The organism is Aureimonas sp. Leaf324 (assembly GCF_001423245.1).
Lineage (GTDB): Bacteria > Pseudomonadota > Alphaproteobacteria > Rhizobiales > Rhizobiaceae > Aureimonas.
On the sequence record NZ_LMOH01000025.1, the window covers coordinates 22093 to 47307 of the forward strand.

Below are 25215 nucleotides of genomic sequence, written 5' to 3' on the forward strand. Positions count from 1 at the left end.
CCTCCCCGACGCGCGCAAATGTGCGAGGTTCGACGCCTCGGATCATCGACGCTTCGCATCATCGGGAGGCACGACAGGCTCGAGCGCTGCGAGGCGTTCGGAGCGCAACGCTCCGAACGTTCAGATGCAGACCGGTACCGCCTGTCCGGAGCCCTCCGACGAGGCGAGGATCGCCTCGATCAGCGCGTGGACCTTCAAGGCCTCGCGTCCCGAAACGCGGGGGACCCGGCGGTGCGCGACGGCCTCCAGGAAGTCGGCGAGCACGCGCTGGTGGTTGAGGCTGGAGAAGGCCATCGGGTCGGCGCCCGCGCCGTTGCTGCTGGCGCCGTCGTCGATCCGGCGGCGCGGGCCGTCGACGAGCCAGAGATCGGCGCCATCCGCATCGAAGCGCAGCGATCCTTTCGTGCCGAAGACGTCGATCGCGTCGGGAAAGCCGGGAAAGGCCGCCGTGGTGGCGCTGATCGCCCCGAGCGCCCCGCCCGCAAAGCGCAGGACGGCATGGGCGACGTCCTCGGTCTCCATCCGGTGGGCAAGGCTGGTCCTGGCCAGACCCGCGACCTCGAGCGGCAGGCCGACCAGCGCGATCATCGCGTCGAGCGTGTGTATGCCCTGCGTCAGGAGCACGCCGCCGCCGTCGCGCGCGCGCGTTCCCCGGCCAGCCTCGTCGTAGTAGCTCTGTGGGCGAAAGTTCGAAAGCCGCGCACCGACGCTGACGATCTCGCCGAGAGCGCCGTCCGCGATCAGCCGCCCTGCTGCCTCGATCGAGGGGCGGAAGCGGTTCTGCAGCACGATGGCGAGCGTCACGCCCGCCTCTTCGCAGGCCTCGACCAGCGCCCGCGCCCGCCGCCCATCGATCTCGAGCGGCTTTTCCAGAAGCACGGACTTGCCGGCCGTGGCGGCCCGGCGGACGAGATCGAGATGGGTCGAGGGCGGCGTCAGGATCAGGACGGCGTCGATCGACGGATCGTCTAGGATCGCATCGAGGCTTGGCGCCGCCGCAAAGCCGTGCGCGGCGGCAAAGGCCGCGCGGCGCTCCACTGACGGGCTGAACACACCGCCCACCTCGACCCGGTCGCCGAGCGCCCTCAACGCCGCGACATGCGGGGCCGCCGCCATGCCGAGGCCGATCAATCCAAGTCTCATCCGTCCCTCCCTGCGCGGGCCCCATTCCCCTGCGACCGCTCCCGCCGTCGGTCGCTCGCCGGCGACGCGTCCGACATCGTCCCGACCGGTCGCCCTTGCGGGCAAGGGTTGGACAATCCGTCCAGCTTACAGCCGCAGGGCGTCGTGCTTTGGGTTCGCCGCGACCGTCCGGCCAGGCCGGGCGTCTGATTTGGAGATCCTCCCATGACCAAAGTCTCGAACCTGCCGTTCCTCGCTCTCATCGCCGCGATCCTCGCCTTCGGCGTCGCCGTTCCCGCCACGGTTCTCCTGACGCTCTGACCGTGGGGCCGCGGGCGGCTCGGTCCGAGCGCCCGACGCCGATGCGGCGGGACACCCCCGTCACAAAAGTCATCGTACAAGTTTTCAAGTCGTATGTTGACATGATTTCCTGACCGGCGCTACGTTGGCCCTGCCTTGGGAGGGGCGGGACCAACATGGCGCTGATCGACCCGAACTACCTGTTTTCGGCCGACCCTGCCCTGCGCACCGTCGCACGCGATCTCTACGACGGCGTCCGGGACCTGCCGATCGTCAGCCCCCATGGGCATACCGATCCCCGCTGGTACGCCGAGAACGCGGCCTTTCCCGATCCCGCCCAGCTTCTGATCGTTCCCGATCACTACATCTTCCGGATGCTGTTCAGCCAGGGACACCGGCTGGAGGACTTCGGCGTCGCCACGCTCGACGATGCGCCTGTCGAGACGGATGGCCGGACGATCTGGCGCCGCTTCGCCAAGTCGTATGATCTCTTTCGCGGGACGCCGACCCGGTCCTGGCTCGACTACACGTTCCAGACCCTCTTCGGCCTCGACGTTCCGCTGGATGAGCGGACAGCCGACCACTACTACGACACGATCGCCGAGGCACTTGCCACCGACGCCTTCCGCCCCCGCGCCCTGTTCGAGCGCTTCAACATCGAGGTGATCGCCACCACCGACGGCGCGCTCGACGATCTGTCGGCGCATCGCGCGATCCGCGACAGCGGCTGGCAGGGCCGCGTCGTGCCGACCTATCGCCCCGACGCCGTGGTCGATCCCGACTTCGAGGGCTTTGCCGCCAACCTCGACCGGCTCGGCGAGATCACCGGCGCCGACACCGGCACCTGGGACGGCTATCTCGACGCGCATTGCCAGCGAAGAGGCGCGTTCCAGGCGCTCGGCGCGACGGCGACCGACCACGGGCACCCGACCGCCGAGACCGCGAACCTATCGGCGGCCGAGGCCGCGCGCCTCTTCGACCGGGTGCGCCGGGGCACGGCCGATGCCGGCGAGCGCGCCCTCTTCCGGGCGCAGATGCTGACCGAGATGGCGCGCATGAGCGCCGAGGACGGGTTGGTCATGCAGATCCATCCCGGCTCCTTCCGCAACCATTCGGCCGCCATGTTCGCCCGCTTCGGCCGCGACAAGGGCTTCGACATTCCGACGCGCACCGACTACGTGCGCGCGCTCCAGCCGCTTCTCGACGCCGTCGGAACCGATCCGCGCGCGAGCGTCATCCTCTTCACGCTGGACGAGACGAGCTACGCACGCGAGCTCGCCCCGCTCGCCGGCGTCTACCCCGCGCTGAAGCTCGGCCCCGCCTGGTGGTTCCACGATAGCCCGGAGGGCATGCGCCGCTTCCGCGAGGCGACGACCGAGACGGCCGGCTTCTACAACACGGTCGGCTTCAACGACGACACCCGCGCCTTCCCCTCGATCCCGGCGCGCCACGACGTCGCGCGGCGCGTCGACTGCACCTTCCTCGCCCGCCTCGTGACCGAGCACCGCCTGCGCGAGGCGGAAGCGCACGAGTTGGCCCACGACCTCGCCTACGGCCTCGCCAAGAAGGCCTACCGCCTTTGATACCGCCGCGTCTTGGAACGGACCCGTTCGAAGACGCGGCGGCCAGGCCCGAACGGACGCCCGCCCTCTTGGGCGAAACCGGACAGGCATGACGGACCAGAACAGGGCGAAAAGCCCGGACCCTTCGGAGGAACACGAAATGCGCATGATGAAACTTCTGGCGGGCGTCGCGCTCGCGTCCGTTCTCGGCATGGGCGCGGCCGGCGCCCAGACGCTCCTTCGCTCGTCCGACACCCATCCGGACGGCTATCCGACGGTCGAGGGCGTCAAGTATTTCGGCGAGTTGGTGAAGGAGCGCACGGCGGGGCGCTACGAGGTCGAGGTCTACCACTCGGCTCAGCTCGGCGAGGAGAAGGACACGATCGAGCAGGTGCGCTCGGGCGTGATCCAGCTGAACCGCGTGTCCATGGCGCCCTTCAACGGCACGGTGAAGGAGACGATCGTCCCGGCGCTCCCTTACGTCTTCCGCGACGAGGAGCACATGCACAGGGTCATGGACGGCCCAGTCGGCGACCAGATCATGGCCGCGTTCGAGCCGGCCGGCCTCGTGGCGCTCGCCTTCTACGATGCGGGCTCGCGCTCCTTCTACAATTCCAAGAAGCCGATCCGCACGGTCGCCGACCTCGCCGGCCTCAAGTTCCGCGTCATCCAGTCCGACATCTTCGTCGACATGACGTCGGCGCTCGGCGCCAACGCCACCCCAATGCCCTACGGCGAGGTCTATTCCTCGATCGAGACCGGCGTCATCGACGGGGCCGAGAACAACTTCCCGAGCTACGACACGGCCCGCCATGTCGAGGTCGCGAAATACTATTCGCTCGACCAGCACACGATCCTTCCCGAGGTCTTCGTGATGAACAAGGCGGCCTTCGACGCCCTGACGCCGGAGGATCAGGCGATCTTCCGCCAGGCCGCCAAGGACAGCGTCGGGCGTCAGCGCGAGTTGTGGACCGCCATGACCGAGAGCTCGCGCAAGAAGGTCGAGGAGGCCGGCGCCGAGATCAACGAGGTCGAGAAGCAGGGCTTCATCGACGCGATGAAGCCGGTCTACGACAAGCACGTGAAGGACGACGTCCTGCGCAAGCTCGTCGAGGACGTGCGCGCGACGCAGTAAAGGCGGCTCGGTCGGGGCCGGCGCCGCCGTCCCCGATCCCCCATCCCGACCGCCCGACGGCCGCGCGTCACCGCGCGCGGCATCGGCGCCCTGCACCCCCGCGCAACGGATGATCCGATGTCCGCACAGCCGACCTATGGCGTCCCGATCCTCAGCCGCTTCAACCTAGCCGCCCTCTACGTCGCGGGCATCGGGCTCGTCCTGATGACGCTGATGGTCGGCTGGCAGGTGTTCTGCCGCTACGTCCTCAACGATTCCCCGAGTTGGACGGAGCCCGGCGCGGTGATGCTGATGAGCTGGTTCATCTTCCTCGGCGCCGCCGTCGGCGTGCGCGAGAACAACCATCTCGGCTTCGACGTCCTTCTCTACGTCGTGCCGCCCGGCGGCAAGAAGTGGCTGCGGATGATCTCCGACATTGCGATCCTCGTCTTCGGGATCGGCATGGTCTGGTACGGCTCCAGCCTCGTCGCGCTCACCGCCGCGACCACGCTGCCCGCGCTCGGCATCTCGGGTGCCTGGGACTACTACCCGATCGTCGGCGGCGGCGCGCTGGTCTCGCTGTTCGCGCTGGAGCGGATCGTCCTGCGCCTGTCGGGCGCGCCGATCGACGCGGCGCTCGACGAGATCGCCCCGTCCGAGATCGCGGTCGAACTCGAGAACATCGCCGACGTGCGCCGCGACGCGGCCGACCTCCAGCGCAAAGGCTGACCGTCATGGAACTCCTGATCCTCTTCGGCAGCTTCACGGCCCTGATGCTGATCGGCACGCCGATCGCCTTCTGTCTCGGCATCTCGAGCCTTGCCACGGTCGCCTACATGGGCCTGCCGCCGCTCGTCGTGTTCCAGCGTCTGAATTCGGGCATGAGCGTCTTCTCGATGCTCGCCATCCCCTTCTTCATCTATGCCGGCGACCTGATGGTGCGCGGCGGCATCGCCGGGCGCATTGTCGCCTTCGCGGCGAGCGTCATCGGCCACGTGCGCGGCGGCCTCGGCCAGGTCAACATCCTGACCTCGACCCTCTTCGGCGGCATCTCCGGCTCGGCGGTCGCGGAAGCGGCGGCCGTCGGCGGCATCATGATCCCGCAGATGAAGGCGCGCGGCTACGGCGCGGACTATGCCGTCAACGTCACCTCGATGGCGGCGCTGATCGCGCTCCTCCTGCCGCCCTCGCACAACATGATCATCTACTCGATCTCGGCAGGCGGGCGCATCTCGATCGCCGACCTCTTCACCGCCGGCATCATCCCGGGCCTGCTTCTGGCCGCCTCGCTGATGGTGACGGCCTATATCGTGGCGCGAAAGCGCGGCTATCCGACCGAGCCCTTCCAGGGCTTCCTCGTCATCGGCCATCTCCTGGCCGCCGCCGTTCCCGGCCTTCTTCTCATCGCGATCATCTTCGGCGGCGTGCGCTCGGGCATCTTTACGGCGACCGAGAGCTCCTGCATCGCGGTCCTCTACGCGCTCCTCGTCACCACCTTCGTCTACCGGCAGCTGACCTGGGCCGACTTCGTCCATGCCACGATGGGCGCGGTGCGCACCACCGCGATGGTGCTCCTCATCATCGGCACGGCCGCGGCATTCTCCTGGCTGATGGCGTTCCTGCGGGTGCCGGCGACGCTGGTCGACTGGATGCAGGGCCTCTCCGACAACCCGATCATGATCCTCCTTCTCCTCAACGTCCTGATGCTGCTGCTCGGCACCTTCATGGACATGGGGCCGACGATCATCATCACGACGCCGATCTTCCTGCCGATCGCCACCGCCTACGGCATCGACCCCGTGCATTTCGGGGTGATCATGATCCTGAACTACGGCATCGGGCTGAACACGCCGCCCGTCGGCGGGGTGCAGTTCGTGGCCTGCGCCGTCGGCAAAATCACGGTATGGGAGGCGATGCGCTCCGTATGGCCGTTCTACGGGGCGGGCGTCGTGGTCCTGCTTCTCGTGACCTACATTCCCGCCCTGTCGCTGTGGCTGCCAGCCGTGTTCCGATAAGGGTCTGACCGATGTCCGAAGCATCCGTGGATTGGCGCGTCGAGCGCAAGGCGAAGCTCTCGGAGAATGTCGTCAGCGCGCTGCGCGCCCAGATCATCGCCGGCGACTTCGCCGTCGGCGAAAAGCTGCCGACCGAGACGCGCATGTCCGAGATCTTCGGCGTCAGCCGCACCGTGGTGCGCGAGGCCGTCGCCATCCTGTCGGCCGACGGGCTGGTCGAGCCGCGCCACGGCGCGGGCGTCTTCGTGCGGATGAACCCGCAGCGGCGCATCGCCTCGATCGCCGCCGACGTCGGCGACCGCATCAGCCAGGCGATCAACGTGCTCGAGGTGCGTATGGGCATCGAGATCGAGAGCGCGGGGCTCGCGGCCGAGCGCTGCAACGCCTCGCAGGCCGCCCGCATCCAGGAGGCCTTCTTCGAGTTCGACCGCCTCATCCCGCTCGGCGAGCAGACCGGCAAGGCGGACTTCGCCTTCCACCGCGAGATCGCGGCGGCCACCAACAACCCGTTCTATGTCGACATCCTCGACGCGCTCGGCGACCGCACGATCCCCTGCGACCGCACCTCGCCCTGGTATTCGGTCGAGGTCCTCTCGCCGCAATACCTGATGGGCCTGCAGCGCGAGCATCTCGCGGTGCTTCAGGCGATCACCGCGGGCGACCCGGCGGCCGCGCGCGACGCGATGCGCCGGCACCTCACCTCCGCCCAGCAGCGCTACCGCCGCCGCCTCGCCCACCAGCAGGACTCCTACGCCGCCGCTGCCGGCGGCCAGCGCCCTCCCGATACGGAACCGGAACCATCATGACGATCGATCACGAGACACGCTTTGCCGTCCATCCCGATGCGGCGGCAGCCATGGGCACCGAGGACCTCCGCCGGCACTTCCTGATCCAGGACCACTTCCAGCCCGGCCGCATCCGCCTCACCTACACCCACTACGACCGCATGATCGTCGGCGGTGCCGTCCCGGGCGCCGATCCGCTCCCTCTCGAAACCATCCGCCCCAACGGCACCGCGCGCTTCCTGGAGCGACGCGAGCTCGTGGTCGTCCATGTCGGCGGCGGCGCGGCCGAGATCCGGGTCGGCGAGGAGAGCCACGCGCTCCAGCCGCGTGACATGCTCTATGTCGGCATGGGACAGGATGTGACGTTCCGCTCGGCCGATGCCGGCGATCCCGCGCGGCTCTACCTCCTGTCGGCGCCCGCCCACCGCGCCCTGCCGACGCGGCACCTGCCGCACGCGGCGGCCAAGCGCATGGACCTCGGCGCCCGCGCGACCGCCAACGAACGCTCGATCTTCCAGTACACGACGACGATCGAGACCTGCCAGATCGTCGTCGGCATGACCCAGCTGGCCGAAGGCTCGGTCTGGAACACGATGCCCGCGCACATCCACGACCGGCGGATGGAGGCCTATCTTTACTTCGACCTGCCCCCCGAGGCGCGCGTCTTCCACATGATGGGCGCGCCGGACGAGACGCGCCACATCGTCATGGCCAACGAGGAGGCGGTGGTCTCGCCGCCCTGGTCGATCCATTCGGGCTGCGGCACCAGCGCCTACGCCTTCGTCTGGGCGATGGCGGGCGACAACGTCGACTACACCGACATGGACCCCGCGCCCCTGAAGGACATGCGCTGATGACCCCCGATCCCTTCAGCCTTCGGGGCCGGCGCATCGCGGTGACCGGCGCCAACACCGGGATCGGCCGGGGCATCGCGCTCGCCGTCGCCCGCGCCGGGGGCACGGTCGTCGGCATCGGCCGCTCGGCGATGGACGAGACCGCCGCCGAGATCGCGGCGGCCGGCGGCGCGTTCACGCCCTGCCTCGTCGACCTGTCGGACATCGCGTCGGGCGTCGAGGCCCTGGAAGGCATCATCGGCGACGCGCCGCTCGACGGCCTCGTCAACAATGCCGGCATCATCCGACGGGCGGACGCGACGGAGTTCTGCGAGGCCGACTGGGACGCCGTGATGGACGTGAACCTGAAGTCGGTGTTCTTCCTGTCGCAGGCCTTCGCGCGAAGCTGCCTCGCCGCCGGCCGGCCGGGGCGGATCGTCAACATCGCCTCGCTCCTGTCGTTCCAGGGCGGCATCCGCGTGTCATCCTACACCGCCGCCAAGCACGGCGTCGCGGGCGTAACCAAGATCCTCGCCAACGAATGGGCGGCGCGCGGGATTAACGTCAACGCCATCGCGCCCGGCTACATCGAGACCAACAACACGGCGGCGCTGCGCGCCGACCCCGACCGGTCCCGCGCGATCCTCGAGCGCATCCCGGCCGGACGGTGGGGCGAGCCCGACGACATCGGGGCGGCCACCGTGTTCCTGCTCGCCGAGGCCGCGCGCTACATCCACGGCACCATTCTGCCGGTCGACGGCGGCTGGATGGCGAGGTGACCGGCATGAAGGCAACCCCCGACATCTTCGCGCGCGCCGGCGACGGCACTTGGGAGCCGACGCCCGACGGCAACGAGCGGCGCATCGTCTGCTGGACGCCTGAACTGATGATGGTCGAGTTCCGCTTCGAGGCCGGCGGCGTCGGCTGGCTGCACGAGCATCCGCACGTTCAGTCGAGCTATGTCGCCGAAGGCGCCTTCGAGGTGACCGTGGACGGGCGCACCGAGACGCTGCGCGCCGGCGACTGCTTCATCGTCCCGTCCGGCCTGCGGCATGGGGTGAAGGCGCTCGAAAAGGGCCGTCTCGTCGACACGTTCACGCCGCACCGCGCCGACTTCCTCTAGCACGCCAGAGCCTGCCGACGTTGCCCCGCCCCGCCGCATCGGGCATGGAGCGGGGCAACGCTCGCGGAGGCTCGACATGCGACGACTGGTTGGGGCGATCGGCCTGTGGACCTGGCTCTTCATTGGCCTGCCCGCGCAGGCTGAGGAGGCGGCAAGCCCCTGCACGCCCGACCGCTTCGAGGACACGGGCTATCTCGTCTGCACGGTGGACCCGGCCGCATCCGACCTCCGGCTCTTCTGGCGGGGCGCCGACGGCGCGCCGTTCCGGCGGTTCGCAAGCCTTGCCGAAACGCTGGGCACTGAGGGCCGCACGCTGGTCTTTGCGGTCAATGCCGGCATGTACGACACGGACTTCTCGCCGATCGGCCTCTACGTCGAGGACGGACGCGAGCTCCGACCGCTCGACCGCACGGTCATGACCGGCTCGCCCGGCAGCATCCCGAACTTCTACAAGCAGCCGAACGGCGTCTTCTTCTTCGGCGAGGCGGGCGCCGGCATCCTGACCAGCGACGCCTTCGAGACCCGGCGCCCGCAGGTGCGCTTCGCCACGCAGTCCGGCCCGATGCTGGTGATCGGCGGCGCGCTGCACCCGGCCCTCATCCCCGGCTCCAGCGATCGCACGCGGCGCAGCGGCGTCGGCGTGTGCGAAAACGGCGCGGTGCGCGTCGCGATCAGCGAGGGCCGCGTCAACTTTTACGACTTCGCGCGGCTGTTCCGCGACCATCTCGGCTGCCCCGACGCCCTGTTCCTCGACGGCGGCAACGGGACGGGCCTCTACGACCCCGCGCTCGGGCGCGACGACACGTCGTGGCACGGCGGCTACGGTCCGATGCTCGCTCTGGTGCGCTGACGCCGCACCCGTCATGCGGCCTTGCGGCGCGGACGGGTTGAAGCGGGCGGCATGGCGGTCATCTAGCGGTGACACCGCCGCCCGAGGACGCCGCCGCCCCGATGACCACGATCCGCTTCGTTCTCGGCGACCAGCTGTCGCGCAACCTGTCGAGCCTCTCGGACCTCGCCAAGGGCGACGTCGTGCTGATGGCGGAGGTCGACGACGAGGCGACCTATGTGCGCCACCACCAGCGCAAGATCGCCTTCCTGTTCGCCGCCATGCGCCACTTCGCGGCCGAACTGGAAGCGGACGGCGTCCGCGTCGACTACCTCAGCCTCGACGGCCAGCGGAAGGCCGCAAGCTTCGACGAGGCGCTGGGCGACGCCATCGCCCGCCACAAGGCGAGCCGCGTCGTCGTCACCGAGCCCGGCGAATGGCGCGTCCTCGAGATGATGAAGGGATGGGAGGCCGCGTTCGGCGTCCCCGTCGAGATCCGCCCCGACGACCGCTTCCTGTGCTCGCACGACGAGTTCGAGGCCTTCGCCGGGGACCGGTCGTCGCTCCTGATGGAGGCGTTCTATCGCGGCATGCGTGAGCGCACCGGCTACCTGATGGGGCCCAACGGCAAGCCGGAGGGCGGCCGCTGGAATTACGACGCCGAGAACCGCAAGCCGCTGCCCAAACGCATCATCGTTCCGGAGCGGCCGCATTTCGAGCCGGACGAGACGACTGAAGGAGTGCTGGCGCTGGTGGCGCGCCGCTTCGGCAACCATTTCGGCTCGCTCGCCGACTTCGACTATCCGGTGTCGCGAAGCGATGCGAAGCGCTACCTCGCGTGGTTCGCGGCGAAGGCGCTGCCGGACTTCGGCGCCTACGAGGACGCGATGCGCCAGGGCGAGCCTCTTCTCTTTCACTCCCACCTGTCGGCGCTGATCAACTGCGGCCTTCTCGATCCGCGGGAATGCTGCGAGGCGGCGGAGGCCGCCTACCGCGCCGGCACGGTGCCGCTGAATGCCGCGGAGGGCTTCATCCGCCAGATCATCGGCTGGCGCGAGTTCGTGCGCGGCGTCTACTGGCGCGAGATGCCAGGCTACGGCGCGCGCAATGCGCTCGAGGCGATGCGCCCGCTGCCGGACTTCTTCTGGACCGCCGACACGGACATGAACTGCCTGAAGCAGTCGATCGGCGAGACCGCAGCCAACGCCTATGCCCACCACATCCAGCGCCTGATGGTGATCGGCAACTTCTGCCTGCTGGCCGGGCTCGACCCGGTGGAGGTGCAGGAATGGTATCTCGTCGTCTATCACGACGCCTACGAATGGGTGGAGATGCCGAACGTCGTCGGCATGATTCTCTATGCCGACGACGGGGTGTTCGCGACGAAGCCCTATGCGGCATCGGGCAACTACATCAACAAGATGTCGAACTACTGCGGCCATTGCCGCTACGACGTGAAGCAGCGCACCGGCGAGGACGCCTGCCCGTTCAACTACCTCTACTGGGACTTCATCGCCCGCCATCGCGAGCGCTTCGAGGACAATCCGCGCATGAGCCGGACGGTCTACACGCTCGGGCATATGGACGAGGCGAAGGTCGAGGCGATGCGCGGCGACGCCGGCCGCTTCCTCGACGCGCTCCAGCCCTATCGCGGGGACTGAGCGGCAGCGCTCCTCAGGTGCCGGGCGGCCAGGCCGTCTCGATGCTGGCGAGAAACGCGGCGAGCACGTCGCTGCCGCGCCGCGCACGCGGCGTGTAAAGTTCGAACAGGCAGACATAGCCGACATCGCCCGGCCGGATGCGGCGCATACGGCCGGCGGCAAGATCGGCCTCGGCGGCATGATGCGGCAGGAAGCCGATGAAGCGGCCGGTGCGGATCAGGATGAGTTCGGGCTCGATCTGCTGCACCGTCGCCTCGATGCGCCAGCGAATGCGGCGCATGCCATCCTCCTCGCGCCAGTAGCCGCGATGGACATAAGGCGCGGCGGCCAGCACCTCGTCGGAGAGCTCGGCATCGGGACGCTCGAAGAACGGGTGGTCGGCACCGCAGTAGAGGCCATGACTTTCCTCGTAGAGCGGTCGGTAGTCGAGCCCCTCGACGCGCGAGCGATGGCTGCCGATGCCGCAATGGTAGAGCCCTTCGGCGACCTTCGGCTGGATGTCCTGCGGCCGCTCCTGCACCAGCACCAGCCGCACGTCGGGCGCCGTGCGGCCGAAGGCGGCGATCACCTCGGTGATGCGGTTGGCGGGATCGCTCGCGACCGAATCGAGGATGGCGACGCGAAGCTCGCCCCGGAGCTCACCCTTGAGGGCCGCGACGTCGGCGGCGAAATCGCCGAGCGCCTGCGCGAGGCGACGCGAGGCCTCGTGCACGGCCTGGCCGCGCTCCGTCAGCCGGAAGCCGCCGCGCCCGCGCTGGCAGAGCGAGAAGCCGATGCGCTCCTCGAGCGCTGTCATGTGGTTGCTGATCGTCGACTGGCCGATGTTGAGCTCGGCCTCGGCGCCGGCATAGCCGCCGCCGCGCACCACGGCGTCGAACACCTGGAGAAGGCGAAGGTCACTTCCCGAGACACGCATCGAAGCCGCCTTTCCCTGGACGATCATCAAGGTGAACCTTGATAGAAGCCTATGGCGCGGCCGTCGATCCCGATCCTATGGTCAACAACACGCCACCGCCTCAATGTGATCATTCCGCATGCATACGGTCTCCCGCCTCCATTCGACGAAATGCCCGGCATGACGGCCGCGTCGACGCGCCTCGCCCGTGTCGCGGTGCCGCCGATCGCGCAGGCGGGGCGCTGGGCCGCGCTCTACGACGGCGCCCACGGGCCGCTCGTCGACTGCAGCCAGGCGGTTCCGAACCGGCCGCCGCCGCCCGAACTCGCCGCGCGCCTCGCCGAGGCCGCGGGGGCGCCCGCGCAGGCCCGCTACGGCGACATTCTCGGCGATCCCGCCCTTCGCCGGGCCTATGCGGCGCATGTCTCGGAACGCTACGGAACCCCGATCGACCCCTCGCAAGTCGCCATCACCAGCGGCTGCAACCAGGCCTTCTTCGCCACCATGGTCGCGCTGGCGGGCGCGGGCGACGCGGTGATCCTGCCGACGCCCTGGTACTTCAACCACCAGATGACGCTGGAGATGCTCGGCATCGAGCCGCGTCCGCTGCCGCTCGACGCCGCCGCGGGCTTCCTGCCTGATCCGGACGCGCTCGAGGCGATGATCGACGCGCGCACGCGCGCCGTCGTCCTCGTCTCGCCCAACAATCCGACCGGCGCCGTCTATCCGGATGCGCTGCTCGCCCGCATCCTCGAGATCGCGGCCCGCTCCGGCGTGACGCTCGTTCTCGACGAGACCTATCGCGACTTCCTGGACGACGAGGCGCGCCCGCACACGCTGTTCGCGGCGCTGGAGGCCGAGGATCATCTCGTCGCGCTCTATTCCTTCTCCAAGAGCTACGCGATCCCCGGCCACCGCGTCGGCGCACTGATCGCGGGCGCTGCCCTGATGGCCGACATCGAGAAGGTGATCGACTGCATCCAGATCTGCGCCCCGCGCCCGGCGCAGGCAGCGCTCCCCTGGGCGATCGAGGCGCTCGGCGACTATCGCCGCGCCAGCGCCGCGACTATTGCCGAGAGGGCCGCCGCCTTCCGCGAGGCGTTCGCAGGTCTTGCCGGCTGGCGCATCCGGCAGATCGGCGCCTACTTCGCCTTCGTCGAACACCCGTTCGCGGGCAGGCCCTCGGCCGTCGTCGCCGAGCGCCTCGCGCGCGAGTTCGGCATCGTCACCCTGCCCGGCTCGTTCTTCGGGCCCGGCCAAGACCGGTTCCTGCGCATCGCCTTCGCCAATGTCGAGGCGCCGTCGATCGCCGAGATCGCCCGCCGCCTCGCCCTCGTTCCCGACGCACTGGACGCCCCCGCATGACCCTCGATCTCGAAGCCCTGCGCGCCCGCTTCGGCGGCGACAACGAACGCCGCATCTACGACGAGGGCTTCGCCCGCGTCGCCTCGAAGCTCTTCGATCCGAAGGGCACGCGCGTCGCCCCGTTCGCCGGCGTGCCGACGCTGCTCGACGCGCCGCACCGGCCGACCGACTGGTCGGCGCCGGACTTTTCCGGCCTCGACGTCGCGCTTCTCGGCGTGCCGATGGATCTCGGCGTCACCAACCGCAACGGCTGCCGCTTCGGGCCGCGGGCGCTGCGCACCATCGAGCGCGTCGGGCCCTACAACCACGTCCTGAAGACGATGCCGACGCTGGACCTTGCCGTCGCCGACATCGGCGACGTGCCCTTCCGCTCGCGCTTCGACCTCGCCACCTCGCACGAGGACATCGAGGCGACGCTGGCCAAGATCGCGGGCGCCGGCGTCATCCCGCTCTCGGTCGGCGGCGACCATTCGATCTCGCTGCCGATCCTTCGCGCGCTCGGGCGGGAGCGGCCCGTCGCGATGATCCACATCGACGCCCACTGCGACACGAGCGGCCCCTTCGACGGCTGCAAGTTCCACCACGGCGGGCCGTTCCGCCAGGCGGTGCTCGACGGCGTGCTCGATCCCACGCGCACCATTCAGATCGGCATCCGCGGCTCGTCCGACTACCTCTGGGAGTTCTCGACCGAGTCCGGCATGACCGTGATCCACGCCGAGGAGATCACGGAGCTCGGCATTCCCCGAATCGTCGAGATGGCGAAGCGGACGGTCGGCGACGCGCCGGTGTATCTCTCCTTCGACATCGACAGCCTCGACCCGGCCTTCGCGCCCGGCACCGGCACGCCCGAGATCGGCGGCCTGTCGACGCGCGAAGCGCAGAGCCTCCTGCGCGGGCTCGCCGGCATCCGCCTCGTCGGCGGCGACCTCGTCGAGGTCGCGCCGCAATACGACGCCACCACCAACACCGCCCATGCCGGCGCCCAGATGCTGTTCGAGATCCTGAGCCTCGTGCCCTTCTCGCCCGGCCGCGCCGGCGTCCCATCCTGACGATCCACCGAACGGAGACACGCGACATGACGACTTCCATCGCCCATCCGACCCGCCGCACGGTGCTTCTGGGCGCGGCCGCCGGCGCCGCGACGCTGGCCATGCCCGGCATCCTGCGCGCGCAGGACCGCTCGCTGAAGGTCGGCGTCTACGGCGGCTACTTCAAGGATTCCTTCGACGAGAACGTCTTCCCCGCCTTCACGAAGGCGACGGGCATCGCGGTGGAGGGCATCGCCGAGCCGACGGGCGAGGCTTGGCTCGTGCAGCTGGAGCAGGCGGCGCGCGCCAACATCGCGCCGGCCGACGTGTCGATGATCAGCCAGGTCGCCATGCGCAAGGGCCTGTCGACCGAGCTCTGGGCGCCGCTCGACCTCGCGCGCATCAAGAACGCCAAGGACATCCTGCCGCCGTTCCTCGTGAAGTACCCGGACGAGCGGGTGGCCGGCGTCGGCGCCGTCGCGTGGTACATCAACCTCGTCACCAATACCGAGGCCTACCCGACCGCACCCGACAGTTGGGCCGCCTTCTGGGATCCGGCGAACGAGGGCAAGCTCGGCCTTCTCGCCCTCGTCTCGAACTCGTTCCTCCTCGAGGTGACGGCCAAGACCTTCTTCGGCGGCACTGAGGTGCTCGACACCGAGGAGGGCATCCTCAAGGTGATGGACAAGCTGGCCGAGGTGAAGCCGAACGTGCAGCTCTGGTATCGCGACGAGGCGCAGTTCGAGGCGGCACTGAAGTCGGGCGAGATCCCGATGGGCCAGTACTACCACGACGTGACGGGCCTTGCGGCCTCCAAGGGCGCGCCGGTCCGCTCCACCTTCCCGAAGGAAGGCGGCATCTCGGATTCGGGCTGCTGGGCCGTCAGCAAGGCCTCGACGAAGCTCGACATCGCGCACGAGTTCATCGACTACATGACCCAGCCCGCGACGCAGGCGCTGCTCGCCCGCAAGGTCGGCACCGCGCCGGTGATCCAGCGCTCGCTCCTCGACCTGACGGACGCCGAGTTCGCGGCCGTCTCCTCCACCTCCGAGCCGATCGTGCCGCGCTACGACCTCTACGTGTCGAAGGCCGACTGGCTGAACCAGAAGTGGACCGAGCTGATCGTCGGCTGAGCGCGCCCGGCGCCCGCCTCACCCCGTCTCAGGAGTTTTCCAGCCCATGACCGCACTCGTGCTCTCCGGCGTGACGAAGCGCTACGGCGCGGCGACCGCCGTGGACGCCGTCGACCTCACGATCCCGGAGGGCACGTTCGTGTGTCTTCTGGGGCCGTCGGGCTGCGGCAAGACCACGCTGATGCGCATGATCGCCGGGCTGGAGACGCCGACCGCCGGCGACATCCGCTTCGGATCAGAGACGATCACCCATGTCCCGGTCCACAAGCGGGGCTTCGGCATGGTGTTCCAGTCGCTGGCGCTGTTCCCGCACCTGACGGTGGGCGACAACATCGCCTATCCCTTGCGCCTTCGGGGGACAAGCCGCGGCGCGGCGGAAGCGCGCGTGCGCGAACTTCTCGACCTCGTGCGCCTGCCCGGCGTCGAGGGCCGGGCGATCACGCAGCTTTCGGGCGGCCAGCGCCAGCGCGTGGCGATCGCCCGCGCGCTCGCCGTCGCGCCGCGCCTCTTCCTCCTCGACGAGCCGCTGTCGGCGCTCGACGCCAAGCTGCGCGAGGCCATGCAGGTGGAACTGCGCCTCCTGCAGGAGCGGCTCGGCATCACCACGATCGTCGTCACCCACGACCAGCGCGAGGCGATGACCATGGCCGATCAGGTCGTCGTCATGCAGAACGGCCGGGTGCTGCAGATGGACCGGCCGATCGAGGTCTATCGTCGACCGGCAACGCCGTTCGTCGCGGACTTTCTCGGCCAGACCAACCTCCTGGAAGCGCGCCGCGAGGCCGGCGGCGCGCGCCTTGCGTCGGGCGCCCTCCTGCCGGGTCTCGCCCTGCCGGGCGAGGCCGCGCTCGTGTCGGTGCGACCCGAGGACGTCGTCCTACTGCCCGAGGGCGACGGGCCGATCGCAGCCCGGGTCGAGTTCGTGCGCGACATGGGCTCGGCGGTCGAGATCTACCTGCGCTCGGGCGACCAGCGCATCATCGCGCACCGCGAGGCCGGCGCCGACGTGCCGCCCGCCGGCACGCCCGTATCGCTGACGCTGAAGCCCGGCACTGCGACCGTCTTTCCCGCCGGGGCCGCATGAGCGCGGCCACGTCCCGCCCCGCCGGCGGTCAGGGCGCCCTCGTCTTTCCCGGCCTGATGCTCGGCGCCTTCTTCGTCGTGCCGTTCGGCCTGATGATCGCCGTCTCGTTCTTCCAGCGCGTCCAGGGCGGATTCTACGAGCCGGTTCTGACCTCGGCCAACTACGCGCGCTTCCTGTCGCTGTTCTTCGGCGAGATCCTCCTCTTTTCGCTCGGCCTGTCGGCGCTGGTGGCGCTGATCTGCCTCGTGGTCGGCGCGCCCTTCACCTATCTCCTGTCGCGCCTGCCCCGGCGCTCGCAGGTGCCCTGGCTGGTGGCGCTGCTCGCCGTCCTGTCCCTCTCCGAGGTGATCATCGGCTTTTCCTGGTCGACGCTCCTGTCGCGCACGGCCGGCCTCTCCAACCTCCTCGTCGCGATCGGCCTGATGAAGACGCCCGCTGCCTTCACGCCGAGCTTTGCGGCCGTCCTTCTCGGCATGTCCTACCAGGCGCTGCCCTACTGCGTGCTGGTGCTCTACCCATCCTTCTCGCGCCTCGACCCCTCTCTCGGGGAAGCCGCCGAAACGCTCGGCGCCTCGCCGGTGCGCGCCTTCCTCACCGTGATCCTGCCGGCGCTGCGCGGGGCGCTGGCCGCGACCTTCGTCGTCGTCTTCGTGTTCGCGCTCGGCTCCTACCTCCTGCCGCAGCTTCTCGGCCGGCCGCAGCACTGGACGCTGTCCGTCCTCATCACCGATCAGGCGATCTACCAGTCCAACATGCCGTTCGCCGCGGCGATGGCGGTGTTCCTGGTGCTGGCCAGCATCCTCCTCGTGTCGCTGACGGCGCTGTTCGGCGCGCGCCGAGTCGGGAGCGCGACATGAGCCGCCTGTTCCTGGCGCTGGTCGCCCTCTTCCTCGCCGCACCCGTCGCGATCATCGCGGGCGTGTCGGTCAACGCGCAGCAAAGCCTCGTCTTTCCGCCGAAAGGCCTGTCGCTGCGCTGGTATCAGGCGATCTTCACCGACCCGGACTGGCGCGGCGCGCTGTTCACGTCCGTTTCCATCGCGGTGCTGGCGGCGGCGCTCGCCGTCCTCATCGCCCTGCCGATCGCCTACGCCCTGTGGCGGCGAGCGACGCTGCCCGGCCGCATCGTGCAGCTTCTGGGCGTCTCGCCCTTCGTGCTGCCACCGGTGATCACCGCGCTCGGCGCACTCGCTTTCTGGTCCACCGTCGGCTTCTACGGCTCGTCCTTCACCGTCGTCGTCAGCCACGCGATCTTCTTCACCAGCCTGCCGCTCGTGACGCTGACGCTCGGCTTCTCCTCGATCGACCGCGAGATCGTCGAGGCCGCGCGGACCATGGGCGCCAGCGAGGCGGCGGTGCGGCGGACGATCGTCCTGCCGATGATCCGGCCCTATCTCGTGTCGGGCTTCGCCTTCGCCTTCGTGCTTTCGCTCAACGAATACATCATCGCCTACATGACGGTCGGCTTCACGATGGAAACCGTGCCGATCAAGATCTTCAACGCCCTTCGCTACGGCTACACGCCGGTCATGGCGTCGATCTCGGTGCTGTTCGTGGCGCTCGCCGCGCTCGTCTTCGGCCTCGTCGCGCGGTTCGGCGACCTGCCGAAGCTTCTCGGCGCCTGGGAGCGCCGCTGATGCGCCTTGCCCTCTTCCAGCTCGATGCGGCGGCGGCCCGCGGCGGCGCCGACGGCCTCCTCGGGATCGACCGGTGCCTCGCCAAGGCGCGCGAGGCCGGCGCAGATCTCGCCCACTTGCCCGAACTCGCCCTGCCCGGCTACGGCGCGGGCGAGCAGGCGCTGCGTGCGGAGGCCGAGCGGGCGACGGAGACGATCGCGCATCTTCAGGCACGGGTTGAGGAGAGCCGCGTCGCGCTGGCGCTCGGGCTCCCCGTCGCGGACGGGCCCACGGTGCGCAACGCCGCGGTGTTCCTGCGGCCCGGCGAGACGCCGGTCGTCTATGCCAAGCGCTTCCTCTACGGGGACTACGAGCGCAGCGCCTTTTCGCCCGGCACGGCCATATCCCCGGTCGTCGCCTTCGCGGGCTTTCGGGTCGGGCTCCTCGTCTGCTTCGACGTCGAGTTTCCCGAGACCGTGCGGGCACTGGCCCAAGCCGGCGCGGACCTCGTCCTGGTGCCGACGGCGCTGCCGGCGGGCGACGGCGCGCGCTTCATCGCCCGCAGCCTCGTGCCGACGCGGGCCTTCGAGAACAGCGTGTTCGTGTCCTATGCCGACTGGTGCGGCCAAGACGGAGCGTTCGCCTATCAGGGCCTGTCGATGATCGCCGGGCCGGACGGCGCGGCGCTGGCGCAGGGCAGCGAGGCGCAAGCCGCGATGCTCGTCGCCGACCTCGACCCCGCCGCCTTCGCGGGGCCGCGAGCCGCCAACAACTATCTCGGCGAACTCGCCGACGCCACGCCGTAGAAGCGCGCGGCGTTGCCGCCAAAAATCTTGCCCATGTCCTCCGGCCCGAAGTGGTGGCCGAGCAGGGCGCGCGCCGCGTGGGCGACCTCGCCGTATTCGGCGGCGAGCGTCGCAACCGGCCAGTCCGAGCCGAACAGGAGCCGGTCCGCGCCGAAGCACGCGGCGACGTGGTCGACGTAAGGGGCGAGATCGTCCAGCGCCCAGTCGGCCTTCGCCTCCGTCACCATGCCGGACACCTTGCACGAGACGTTCGGGAAGGCGGCGATACGGGCGATGTCGGCGCGCCAGGGATCGAGATCGCCGGCCGCGATCGGTGGCTTCGACAAATGGTCGACGACGGCCCGGAGGCCCGGCACCGCCGCCAGCGCCTCGGCCACATGGGGCAGATGCTTCGGAAAGGTCAGGATATCGAAGGCAAGGCCGCTGTCGGCGACGCGGCGGAGATTGTCGAGGACGCGCGGGCGCAGGATGAAGGCGTCGTCGTCGAGCCCCTGCAGCATCGGCCGCAGCCCGACGAATTTCGGCTGCGCGCGGTAGTGCGCAAGACGCTCGGCAAAGCCGTCCGCATCCATGTCGAGCCAGCCGACGACGCCGGCCACGAAGGGCGTCGCGGCGGCCACCTCGAGGAGAAAGTCGGTTTCGGCCTCCGTCTCGGCCGCCTGGACGAGGATCGTCCGGTCGATGCCGGCGCGGCGCAGGAGCGGCGCGAGATCCTCCGGCATGAAGTCGCGCAGGAGCGGCTTCACGTGCTCGCCCATCCAGCCGTAGTCGCCGCGCTCGACGCGCCAGAAATGCTGGTGACTGTCGATCGTCGCCGGCTGGTGGTTAGATGTCATGGACGCAGCACTCCCTTGCGAAGCAGGACATTACCATACAGCCGCCGCTCGCCGCTGGCGATCACGGCATAGGCGCGGCGCGTGCGCTCGACGAACTCGGAAGGATCGATCTCGGCGATCGTGATCCTGCGCCCCTCCGCCCTGTCGGCGCTCGCCTGGAAGGCGTCGTACATCGGCCGCGTCTCGTCCGGCGCCTTCATCACCGCCATCGGGTCCTCGACGAAATCATCGAGCGGAAAGACCGAGAGGATCGCGTCGACCAGCGCGGTCGCGGTGGTGCCCGGCAGGTCGACCAGACGCTGCGCGACGTTGGCCGCCCCGAAATTGGCGTCGGCAATGACGATCTCGTTGCCGTGGCCCATGTCGTCGAGGATCGCGAGGAGTTGGCCGTTGAGAAGCGGGTCGATGGTCTTCAGCATGGATGTCTTCCGAAATGCGGTGGGTGAGGATCCGGCGCCCGTGCGGCCGCCGATCGAAGGTTGACGGCGCCCCGCGTCAGAGATGCGCGCGGGTCCGGCGGCGGGTCCAGACGACGAGAGCGACGCCGGCGATCAGGAGCGCGGCGCGCACGATCTGGCGCTGCGAGTCGGTCCAGCCGAGAAGCGCCGCGCCGGACAGGAGGACGGCGAGCAGCACGACGCCGACCAGGGTGCCGATCACGTTCGGCTTGCCCATCTTCAGCGCCATGCCGCCGAGCAGCACCGCCGTCAGCCCGTCGATGAAGTAGGACGTGCCGATGTAAGGCTGGCCGGACGAGAGGTCGGCGGCGAGAAGAGCGCCCGCCACGGCCGACAGCGTCCCCGACAGGACGTAGAGCATCATCAGGATGCGGCTGGCGCGCACGCCCGCTTCCACCACGGCCCGGCGGTTCTGCTCCATCGCATAGATGTAGTGGCCGAAGGTCGTGCGGTCCTGCAGCACCCAGGCCACGGCATAGAGCGCGGCGACGACGATCGCGATCACCGGCACGATGCCGAGATCGGCGTCGACGATCGGCCCGACGAAGCCGGTCGTTGCCATCGGGATCGAGGTGCCCTTGCCGATCGCCGCCGCGACGGAGCCGGCGAGGCCCCCGGTCGCGATGGTGATGACGAGCGCGGGCAGGCCCATGCCGGCGACGAGAAGCCCGTTGAGAAGGCCGACCGCGACGCCCGCACTGAGCGCCGCCAGAACCGCCACCGGCCAGCCGAAACCGGCCGAGACGAGCCCGGCGATGATCATGGTGGAGAGCGCGGCGACCGACATGAAGCTGACGTCGATCTCGCCGGCGGCGATGATCCAGGTCAGGCCGAGGAACATCACGGCCGAGATCGAGGCCGAGCGCAGGATGTCGGTGACGTTGCCGGCGCTCGCAAAGCTCGGCCGGAGCCAGGAGAAGACGACGACGAGGATCGCCAGGAGAAAGAACAGGCCGAAGCGCACCACGAAGCGTCTGACGTCGAAGCCGGCGGCCGGCACGGGGCGGGAGGCGGTGGGCATGACGGCGCTCATGAACGGGCCTCGCGGAAGGCGGGTTTGCCGGCGTCGCGGAAGCGGCGGAAGCCTTCCGCGATCTTCGGGTCGAAGAGCGCGATGGCGCTGATGAGGACGATCGAGACGATGGCGTCGGAGTAGTAGTAGGGGACCGCGAGCAGCGTGAAGCCGTTCAGCATCGCCGACATGAGAAGCGTGCCCGCGACGGTGGCGGGAACCGATGCCGCTCCGAAGAGGGCGGCGCCGAGATAGACCGCGGCATAGGCCGGCATCAGGAGCTGTGCACCGGCCGTCACGTTGGCCGCGCCTGACGAGGCCACAAGGAGCGTGATCGCCAGACACGAGAGCATGCCCGACAGCGCGAAGGCCGCCAGTACGTAGAGCCTGACGCGGATGCCGGAGAAGATCGCGGAGGTGCGGTTCTCGCCCGTCGCGTAGAAGGCCCGCCCGAAGCGCGAGCCGTGCAGCACGAGGGCCGACAGGAGGGCCGCGAGGGCGAGGATCGCGACCGGCGCGTCGAGGCCGAGATACTTCGCGTCGTTGAGATCGAGGATCCCCGACGAGAAGAAGTTCTTCGAGAGCGAGGTGCCGTTGGAATAGAAGTAGGAGAGGCCGACGGCCGCCCCGCCGGTCGCGATCGTCGCCACGATGTCGGGCAGGCGGAGGTAGGCGACGGCAAAGCCGTTGACGAGGCCGCACAGGAGGCCGACGGCGAGCGCACCGGCGACGCCCATGCCCAGACCGTAGCGGCCCGCGATCAGCCAGCCGAGCGTCATGGCGCCGAGCGAGGCGACGCCGGGAAACGACAGGTCGAACTGGCGCACGACGATCACGAAGGTGAGGCCGAGCGCGGCGAGCCCCTGCACCGCCATGTGCCGGAAGAGGCCGTGGAGGTTGCCAGCCGAGAGATAGGCCGGGCTGAGGCTCGCGAAGACCGCGGCGACGACGGCCAGAAGGATCGCAAAGGCGAGGATGCGCGGGACGAGCGGGTTGGTGCGTCGTTTCATGCTGCGCGCGCTCCCATGATGCCGGCGGCGAGAAGTTGGTCGCGGGTGGGCTCGGTGCCGCCCGGATGCACGGGGCGGCCCTTGTAGAGGGCGAGAACCCGGTCGGCGAGGCCGTGGACCTCGTCGCAGTCCGACGAGACGACGATCACGGCGGCGCGCTGCGAGAGCTCGCGCATCAGGGCATAGAGCTTGGCGCGCGCGCCGATGTCGACGCCGACCGTCGGCTCGGCGAAGATGTAGATGTCGGCGTCGCGGAAGAGACCCTTGGCGATGACGATCTTCTGCTGGTTGCCGCCCGAGAAGGCGCTGACCGGACGATCCAGCTCGAAGGGCTGGAGGCCGACGTCGCGCGCCAGCCGCTCGCTCGCCTGCCGGTTGGCCCGCATGCGCAGGAGGCCGCCGAGCCATGAGGCGCGGCCGAGATGGGCGACGGTGGTGTTGAAGACGACGTCCTTGGTCATCGTCAGCCCTTCCGTCCGCCGGTCGCCCGGCACGAGGAAGATGCCGGCGGCCAGACCATCATGGGCCCCGCGGAAGCGGCGCGTCTCGCCCTTCACGACGAGCTCGCCCGCATCGTGGCGCATCGCGCCGTAGAGCACCTTGGACAGTTCGTCGACGCCGGAACCGACAAGGCCGAAGATGCCGAGGATCTCGCCGCGCCGCGCGACGAGGTCGACGCCGGAGAAATGAGCGCCGCAGCCAAGGCCCTTCGCCTCGAGGAGGACGTCGCCGTCGGAGCGGCCGTCGCGGGTCGGGTAAAGGTCGCCCGCCGCCTCGTCGAGCATGAGTTCGGGGATCGAAACGCCCGTCCGGCGCGCCTCACCGAGCGTCATCGTCGCGACGTTGCGACCGCCGCGAAACACGGTGAAACGGTCGGCGATCTCGTAGACCTCCTCCAGCCGGTGGGTGATGTAGATGATCGAGATGCCGCCCGCCTGGAGCGCGCGCATCATCTGGAAGAGCGACGCCTTTTCGCGCTCGGTCAGCGTCGAGGTCGGCTCGTCGAGTATCAGGATCTTGATGTGGTCGTGGCGCAGCGCGTGGAGGATCGCGACGATCTCGCGGTCCACCGCCGGCATCTCGCCGACCCGCGCGTCGAGGTCGATCTCGATCGGGAAGCGGACGAGCAGCTTCTGCGCCTTTTCGCGCATCGCGGCGCGGTTCATACGGCGGAAGAGCCCGGGCGAGGCACCCTCGCCGCCGAGGAAGATGTTCTCGACGCCGGTGCAGTCGGGCACGAGCTCGGGATGCTGCTGGACGGTGGCGACGCCCGCCTCGATCGCCGCGCGCGGGGTGCCGAGCTCGACCGCCTCGCCGTCGATCGTGATCGTCCCCTCGTCCTTCACGTAGACGCCGGAGAGGATCTTGATCAGCGTCGACTTGCCCGCGCCGTTGATGCCGAGCAGCGCATGGATCTCGCCCCGGTCGAGGTCGAAATCGACGCCGCCGAGCGCCTGCACCGGCCCGAACCGCTTGGCGATGCCGCTCATGGTCAGGATCTTCGACATGGGCTCCCCTCCTCTTGCGCAGGGAGAACGGGCTTGACGCCCGTCCTCCCTTCATCTGTCGGCGTCGATCAGAGGACGCGGTTCCAGCCGAGCTTGGCGGCCTCGCCGGGCTGGTCGTAGGTGTCGGGGATGTCGATGTCGGCGAGGCTTTCCTGCGTCACCGCGTAGGACGGGGTGATGACGAAGCGCGGCGCCTTGCGCCCGGCGATCACCTCATGCGCGAAGAACGCGTTCATGTAGGCCATCTCGTAGAAGCTCTGCGCCATGGTGAGGGCGAAGGGCGAGCCGGCCTGGATGTACTCGAAGGACTGCGCGCCGCCGTCGATGCCGGTGATGAAGACGTCGCGGCCCGACGCCTTGATGGCGAGCGTGCCCTCGGACGCCGCACCGTCCCAAGCGCACCAGATGGCGTCGAGCTCGGGGTTGGCGGTGAGGATGTTGTCGACCACCTGGCGCGGGGTCGTCGTGCCGCCGAGCGCGAAGGCGATCTCGGACACGACCTGGATGTCGGGATAGCGCGTGAAGATCGATTTCGCGCCGAGCGTGCGCTGGTCCCAGGACTCGTTGGAGGGCAGGCAGACCATGGCGACCTTGCCCTTCCCCTTCAGGCGGTCGGCGATGTACTGCGCGCCGTAGGAGCCGAGCCCGAAATTGTTGGACATGGCGGTGGAGGTCACCGTCGTGTTGGGCACGTAGCTGTCGCCGCAGAAGATCGGGATGCCGGAGGCGACCGCGGCCTGCACGGCCGGGGCGATCGCGGCGGCGTCGGCGGGCGTGATGAAGATCGCGGCGGGCTTCGACGCCACGAAGGCGGCGATCTGGTCGGCCTGCTTCTTCACGTCGTAGTTGGCGTCGGCGACGGTCAGCGTGCCGCCGAGGCGCTTCACGGCGTCCTCGTAGCCGGCCACGATGTGGCGGCCCGATTCCCAGACCGTCCAGCCGAGCGAGGCGCAGAACTGCGCGTCCTGCGCGAAGGCGAAGTTCGGACGGGCGAGCGCTGCGGCCACCGTCAGCGCGGCGGCCCCGCTCAGGAACCCTCGGCGCGTCAGGCGCAGGCGGGCCGCTTCCGGGCTGTTGTCGTCGAAGTCGGTCATGTCGGTCCTCCCAGTGATGAATGGACG

The 25215-nt window shown here is 69.4% G+C and carries 25 protein-coding genes; 17 read left to right on the top strand and 8 right to left on the bottom strand.

Going from position 1 to position 25215, the window contains the following annotated elements:
• Positions 1-120: 120 nt before the first annotated feature.
• Positions 121-1143, bottom strand: a complete 1023-nt coding sequence (locus ASF65_RS14175; protein WP_055890384.1) for a Gfo/Idh/MocA family oxidoreductase — start codon at positions 1141-1143, stop codon at positions 121-123.
• A 455-nt stretch (positions 1144-1598) separates the two neighbouring features.
• On the opposite strand from ASF65_RS14175, the gene uxaC reads away from it, so the two are divergent.
• From uxaC to ASF65_RS14225, 10 genes are all read left to right on the top strand, one after another.
• On the top strand, positions 1599-3005 hold the full coding sequence (uxaC, locus tag ASF65_RS14180; RefSeq protein ID WP_055890385.1) for a glucuronate isomerase: 1407 nt from the start codon (positions 1599-1601) through the stop codon (positions 3003-3005).
• Between the two features lie 139 nt (positions 3006-3144).
• Positions 3145-4119 (top strand): TRAP transporter substrate-binding protein, encoded by a 975-nt coding sequence (locus ASF65_RS14185; protein WP_055890388.1) that lies wholly within the window; start codon positions 3145-3147, stop codon positions 4117-4119.
• 117 nt (positions 4120-4236) lie between these two features.
• Positions 4237-4827 carry a TRAP transporter small permease gene (locus tag ASF65_RS14190; protein ID WP_055890390.1) on the top strand — a complete coding sequence of 197 codons (591 nt, stop codon included), beginning with the start codon at positions 4237-4239 and terminating at the stop codon, positions 4825-4827.
• Between the two features lie 5 nt (positions 4828-4832).
• Positions 4833-6113, top strand: a complete 1281-nt coding sequence (locus ASF65_RS14195; RefSeq protein WP_055890392.1) for a TRAP transporter large permease — start codon at positions 4833-4835, stop codon at positions 6111-6113.
• Between the two features lie 11 nt (positions 6114-6124).
• Complete coding sequence (locus tag ASF65_RS14200; protein WP_055890394.1) at positions 6125-6919, top strand: FadR/GntR family transcriptional regulator; 795 nt, start codon at positions 6125-6127, stop codon at positions 6917-6919.
• Positions 6916-7752 carry a 5-dehydro-4-deoxy-D-glucuronate isomerase gene (gene kduI / locus ASF65_RS14205; protein WP_055890396.1) on the top strand — a complete coding sequence of 279 codons (837 nt, stop codon included), beginning with the start codon at positions 6916-6918 and terminating at the stop codon, positions 7750-7752. Before ASF65_RS14200 ends, kduI begins: the two co-directional genes overlap by 4 nt.
• Positions 7752-8510 carry a 2-dehydro-3-deoxy-D-gluconate 5-dehydrogenase KduD gene (kduD, locus tag ASF65_RS14210; RefSeq protein WP_055890398.1) on the top strand — a complete coding sequence of 253 codons (759 nt, stop codon included), beginning with the start codon at positions 7752-7754 and terminating at the stop codon, positions 8508-8510. Before kduI ends, kduD begins: the two co-directional genes overlap by 1 nt.
• Before the next feature lie 5 nt (positions 8511-8515).
• The gene (locus ASF65_RS14215; protein WP_055890752.1) at positions 8516-8854 is read left to right on the top strand and encodes a cupin domain-containing protein; all 339 of its coding nucleotides are present in this window, start codon (positions 8516-8518) and stop codon (positions 8852-8854) included.
• Positions 8855-8930: 76 nt separating this feature from the next.
• Positions 8931-9704: a phosphodiester glycosidase family protein gene (locus tag ASF65_RS14220; protein ID WP_055890400.1), complete on the top strand. Its 774-nt coding sequence runs from the start codon at positions 8931-8933 to the stop codon at positions 9702-9704.
• 68 nt (positions 9705-9772) lie between these two features.
• Complete coding sequence (locus ASF65_RS14225; RefSeq protein WP_348271179.1) at positions 9773-11344, top strand: cryptochrome/photolyase family protein; 1572 nt, start codon at positions 9773-9775, stop codon at positions 11342-11344.
• A gap of 13 nt (positions 11345-11357) precedes the next feature.
• Here the strand turns inward: ASF65_RS14225 and ASF65_RS14230 are convergent, their stop codons facing one another.
• Entirely contained in the window at positions 11358-12287 is a 930-nt protein-coding gene (locus ASF65_RS14230; RefSeq protein ID WP_244486711.1) for a LysR family transcriptional regulator, read from the bottom strand.
• Positions 12288-12419: 132 nt separating this feature from the next.
• Here ASF65_RS14230 and ASF65_RS14235 point away from each other — a divergent pair, with 132 nt between their 5' ends.
• From ASF65_RS14235 to ASF65_RS14265, 7 genes are read left to right on the top strand one after another with little or no spacing between them, the layout of a single operon-like run.
• Positions 12420-13604, top strand: coding sequence for an aminotransferase (locus tag ASF65_RS14235; protein WP_055890404.1), 1185 nt, complete (start codon positions 12420-12422; stop codon positions 13602-13604).
• Complete coding sequence (gene speB, locus ASF65_RS14240) at positions 13601-14653, top strand: agmatinase (RefSeq protein ID WP_055890406.1); 1053 nt, start codon at positions 13601-13603, stop codon at positions 14651-14653. Before ASF65_RS14235 ends, speB begins: the two co-directional genes overlap by 4 nt.
• Positions 14654-14679: 26 nt before the next feature.
• Positions 14680-15765, top strand: a complete 1086-nt coding sequence (locus tag ASF65_RS14245) for an extracellular solute-binding protein (protein ID WP_055890409.1) — start codon at positions 14680-14682, stop codon at positions 15763-15765.
• Between the two features lie 46 nt (positions 15766-15811).
• Positions 15812-16849, top strand: coding sequence for an ABC transporter ATP-binding protein (locus tag ASF65_RS14250; protein WP_055890411.1), 1038 nt, complete (start codon positions 15812-15814; stop codon positions 16847-16849).
• On the top strand, positions 16846-17706 hold the full coding sequence (locus ASF65_RS14255) for an ABC transporter permease (protein ID WP_055890414.1): 861 nt from the start codon (positions 16846-16848) through the stop codon (positions 17704-17706). The genes ASF65_RS14250 and ASF65_RS14255 overlap by 4 nt, the downstream gene beginning before the upstream one ends.
• On the top strand, positions 17703-18485 hold the full coding sequence (locus ASF65_RS14260; RefSeq protein WP_055890416.1) for an ABC transporter permease: 783 nt from the start codon (positions 17703-17705) through the stop codon (positions 18483-18485). The genes ASF65_RS14255 and ASF65_RS14260 overlap by 4 nt, the downstream gene beginning before the upstream one ends.
• Positions 18485-19270 carry a nitrilase-related carbon-nitrogen hydrolase gene (locus tag ASF65_RS14265; RefSeq protein ID WP_055890418.1) on the top strand — a complete coding sequence of 262 codons (786 nt, stop codon included), beginning with the start codon at positions 18485-18487 and terminating at the stop codon, positions 19268-19270. Before ASF65_RS14260 ends, ASF65_RS14265 begins: the two co-directional genes overlap by 1 nt.
• On the opposite strand, the gene ASF65_RS14270 is transcribed toward ASF65_RS14265, so the two are convergent.
• From ASF65_RS14270 to ASF65_RS14295, 6 genes are all read right to left on the bottom strand, one after another.
• Positions 19237-20106, bottom strand: coding sequence for an amidohydrolase family protein (locus tag ASF65_RS14270; RefSeq protein WP_055890420.1), 870 nt, complete (start codon positions 20104-20106; stop codon positions 19237-19239). The two genes, ASF65_RS14265 and ASF65_RS14270, sit on opposite strands and share 34 nt — an antisense overlap.
• Complete coding sequence (locus ASF65_RS14275; RefSeq protein WP_055890421.1) at positions 20103-20525, bottom strand: RbsD/FucU domain-containing protein; 423 nt, start codon at positions 20523-20525, stop codon at positions 20103-20105. The genes ASF65_RS14270 and ASF65_RS14275 overlap by 4 nt, the downstream gene beginning before the upstream one ends.
• A gap of 76 nt (positions 20526-20601) precedes the next feature.
• Positions 20602-21597: an ABC transporter permease gene (locus ASF65_RS14280; RefSeq protein WP_055890423.1), complete on the bottom strand. Its 996-nt coding sequence runs from the start codon at positions 21595-21597 to the stop codon at positions 20602-20604.
• On the bottom strand, positions 21594-22586 hold the full coding sequence (locus tag ASF65_RS14285) for an ABC transporter permease (RefSeq protein WP_055890425.1): 993 nt from the start codon (positions 22584-22586) through the stop codon (positions 21594-21596). Before ASF65_RS14285 ends, ASF65_RS14280 begins: the two co-directional genes overlap by 4 nt.
• On the bottom strand, positions 22583-24094 hold the full coding sequence (locus ASF65_RS14290; RefSeq protein ID WP_055890427.1) for a sugar ABC transporter ATP-binding protein: 1512 nt from the start codon (positions 24092-24094) through the stop codon (positions 22583-22585). The genes ASF65_RS14285 and ASF65_RS14290 overlap by 4 nt, the downstream gene beginning before the upstream one ends.
• A 68-nt stretch (positions 24095-24162) precedes the next feature.
• Complete coding sequence (locus ASF65_RS14295; RefSeq protein ID WP_055890429.1) at positions 24163-25188, bottom strand: sugar ABC transporter substrate-binding protein; 1026 nt, start codon at positions 25186-25188, stop codon at positions 24163-24165.
• Between the last annotated feature and the right edge of the window lie 27 nt (positions 25189-25215).

Coding starts and splice junctions, on each gene's coding strand:
- ASF65_RS14175 (WP_055890384.1), bottom strand. CDS start 1,143: ATGAGACTTGGATTGATCGGCCTCGGCATGGCGGCGGCCCCGCATGTC.
- ASF65_RS14220 (WP_055890400.1), top strand. CDS start 8,931: ATGCGACGACTGGTTGGGGCGATCGGCCTGTGGACCTGGCTCTTCATT.
- ASF65_RS14260 (WP_055890416.1), top strand. CDS start 17,703: ATGAGCCGCCTGTTCCTGGCGCTGGTCGCCCTCTTCCTCGCCGCACCC.
- ASF65_RS14200 (WP_055890394.1), top strand. CDS start 6,125: ATGTCCGAAGCATCCGTGGATTGGCGCGTCGAGCGCAAGGCGAAGCTC.
- kduD (WP_055890398.1), top strand. CDS start 7,752: ATGACCCCCGATCCCTTCAGCCTTCGGGGCCGGCGCATCGCGGTGACC.
- ASF65_RS14190 (WP_055890390.1), top strand. CDS start 4,237: ATGTCCGCACAGCCGACCTATGGCGTCCCGATCCTCAGCCGCTTCAAC.
- speB (WP_055890406.1), top strand. CDS start 13,601: ATGACCCTCGATCTCGAAGCCCTGCGCGCCCGCTTCGGCGGCGACAAC.
- ASF65_RS14215 (WP_055890752.1), top strand. CDS start 8,516: ATGAAGGCAACCCCCGACATCTTCGCGCGCGCCGGCGACGGCACTTGG.
- ASF65_RS14250 (WP_055890411.1), top strand. CDS start 15,812: ATGACCGCACTCGTGCTCTCCGGCGTGACGAAGCGCTACGGCGCGGCG.
- ASF65_RS14255 (WP_055890414.1), top strand. CDS start 16,846: ATGAGCGCGGCCACGTCCCGCCCCGCCGGCGGTCAGGGCGCCCTCGTC.
- ASF65_RS14280 (WP_055890423.1), bottom strand. CDS start 21,597: ATGAGCGCCGTCATGCCCACCGCCTCCCGCCCCGTGCCGGCCGCCGGC.
- ASF65_RS14185 (WP_055890388.1), top strand. CDS start 3,145: ATGCGCATGATGAAACTTCTGGCGGGCGTCGCGCTCGCGTCCGTTCTC.
- ASF65_RS14245 (WP_055890409.1), top strand. CDS start 14,680: ATGACGACTTCCATCGCCCATCCGACCCGCCGCACGGTGCTTCTGGGC.
- ASF65_RS14270 (WP_055890420.1), bottom strand. CDS start 20,106: ATGACATCTAACCACCAGCCGGCGACGATCGACAGTCACCAGCATTTC.
- ASF65_RS14290 (WP_055890427.1), bottom strand. CDS start 24,094: ATGTCGAAGATCCTGACCATGAGCGGCATCGCCAAGCGGTTCGGGCCG.
- kduI (WP_055890396.1), top strand. CDS start 6,916: ATGACGATCGATCACGAGACACGCTTTGCCGTCCATCCCGATGCGGCG.
- ASF65_RS14295 (WP_055890429.1), bottom strand. CDS start 25,188: ATGACCGACTTCGACGACAACAGCCCGGAAGCGGCCCGCCTGCGCCTG.
- ASF65_RS14275 (WP_055890421.1), bottom strand. CDS start 20,525: ATGCTGAAGACCATCGACCCGCTTCTCAACGGCCAACTCCTCGCGATC.
- ASF65_RS14230 (WP_244486711.1), bottom strand. CDS start 12,287: ATGATCGTCCAGGGAAAGGCGGCTTCGATGCGTGTCTCGGGAAGTGAC.
- ASF65_RS14265 (WP_055890418.1), top strand. CDS start 18,485: ATGCGCCTTGCCCTCTTCCAGCTCGATGCGGCGGCGGCCCGCGGCGGC.
- ASF65_RS14285 (WP_055890425.1), bottom strand. CDS start 22,586: ATGAAACGACGCACCAACCCGCTCGTCCCGCGCATCCTCGCCTTTGCG.
- ASF65_RS14195 (WP_055890392.1), top strand. CDS start 4,833: ATGGAACTCCTGATCCTCTTCGGCAGCTTCACGGCCCTGATGCTGATC.
- ASF65_RS14235 (WP_055890404.1), top strand. CDS start 12,420: ATGACGGCCGCGTCGACGCGCCTCGCCCGTGTCGCGGTGCCGCCGATC.
- uxaC (WP_055890385.1), top strand. CDS start 1,599: ATGGCGCTGATCGACCCGAACTACCTGTTTTCGGCCGACCCTGCCCTG.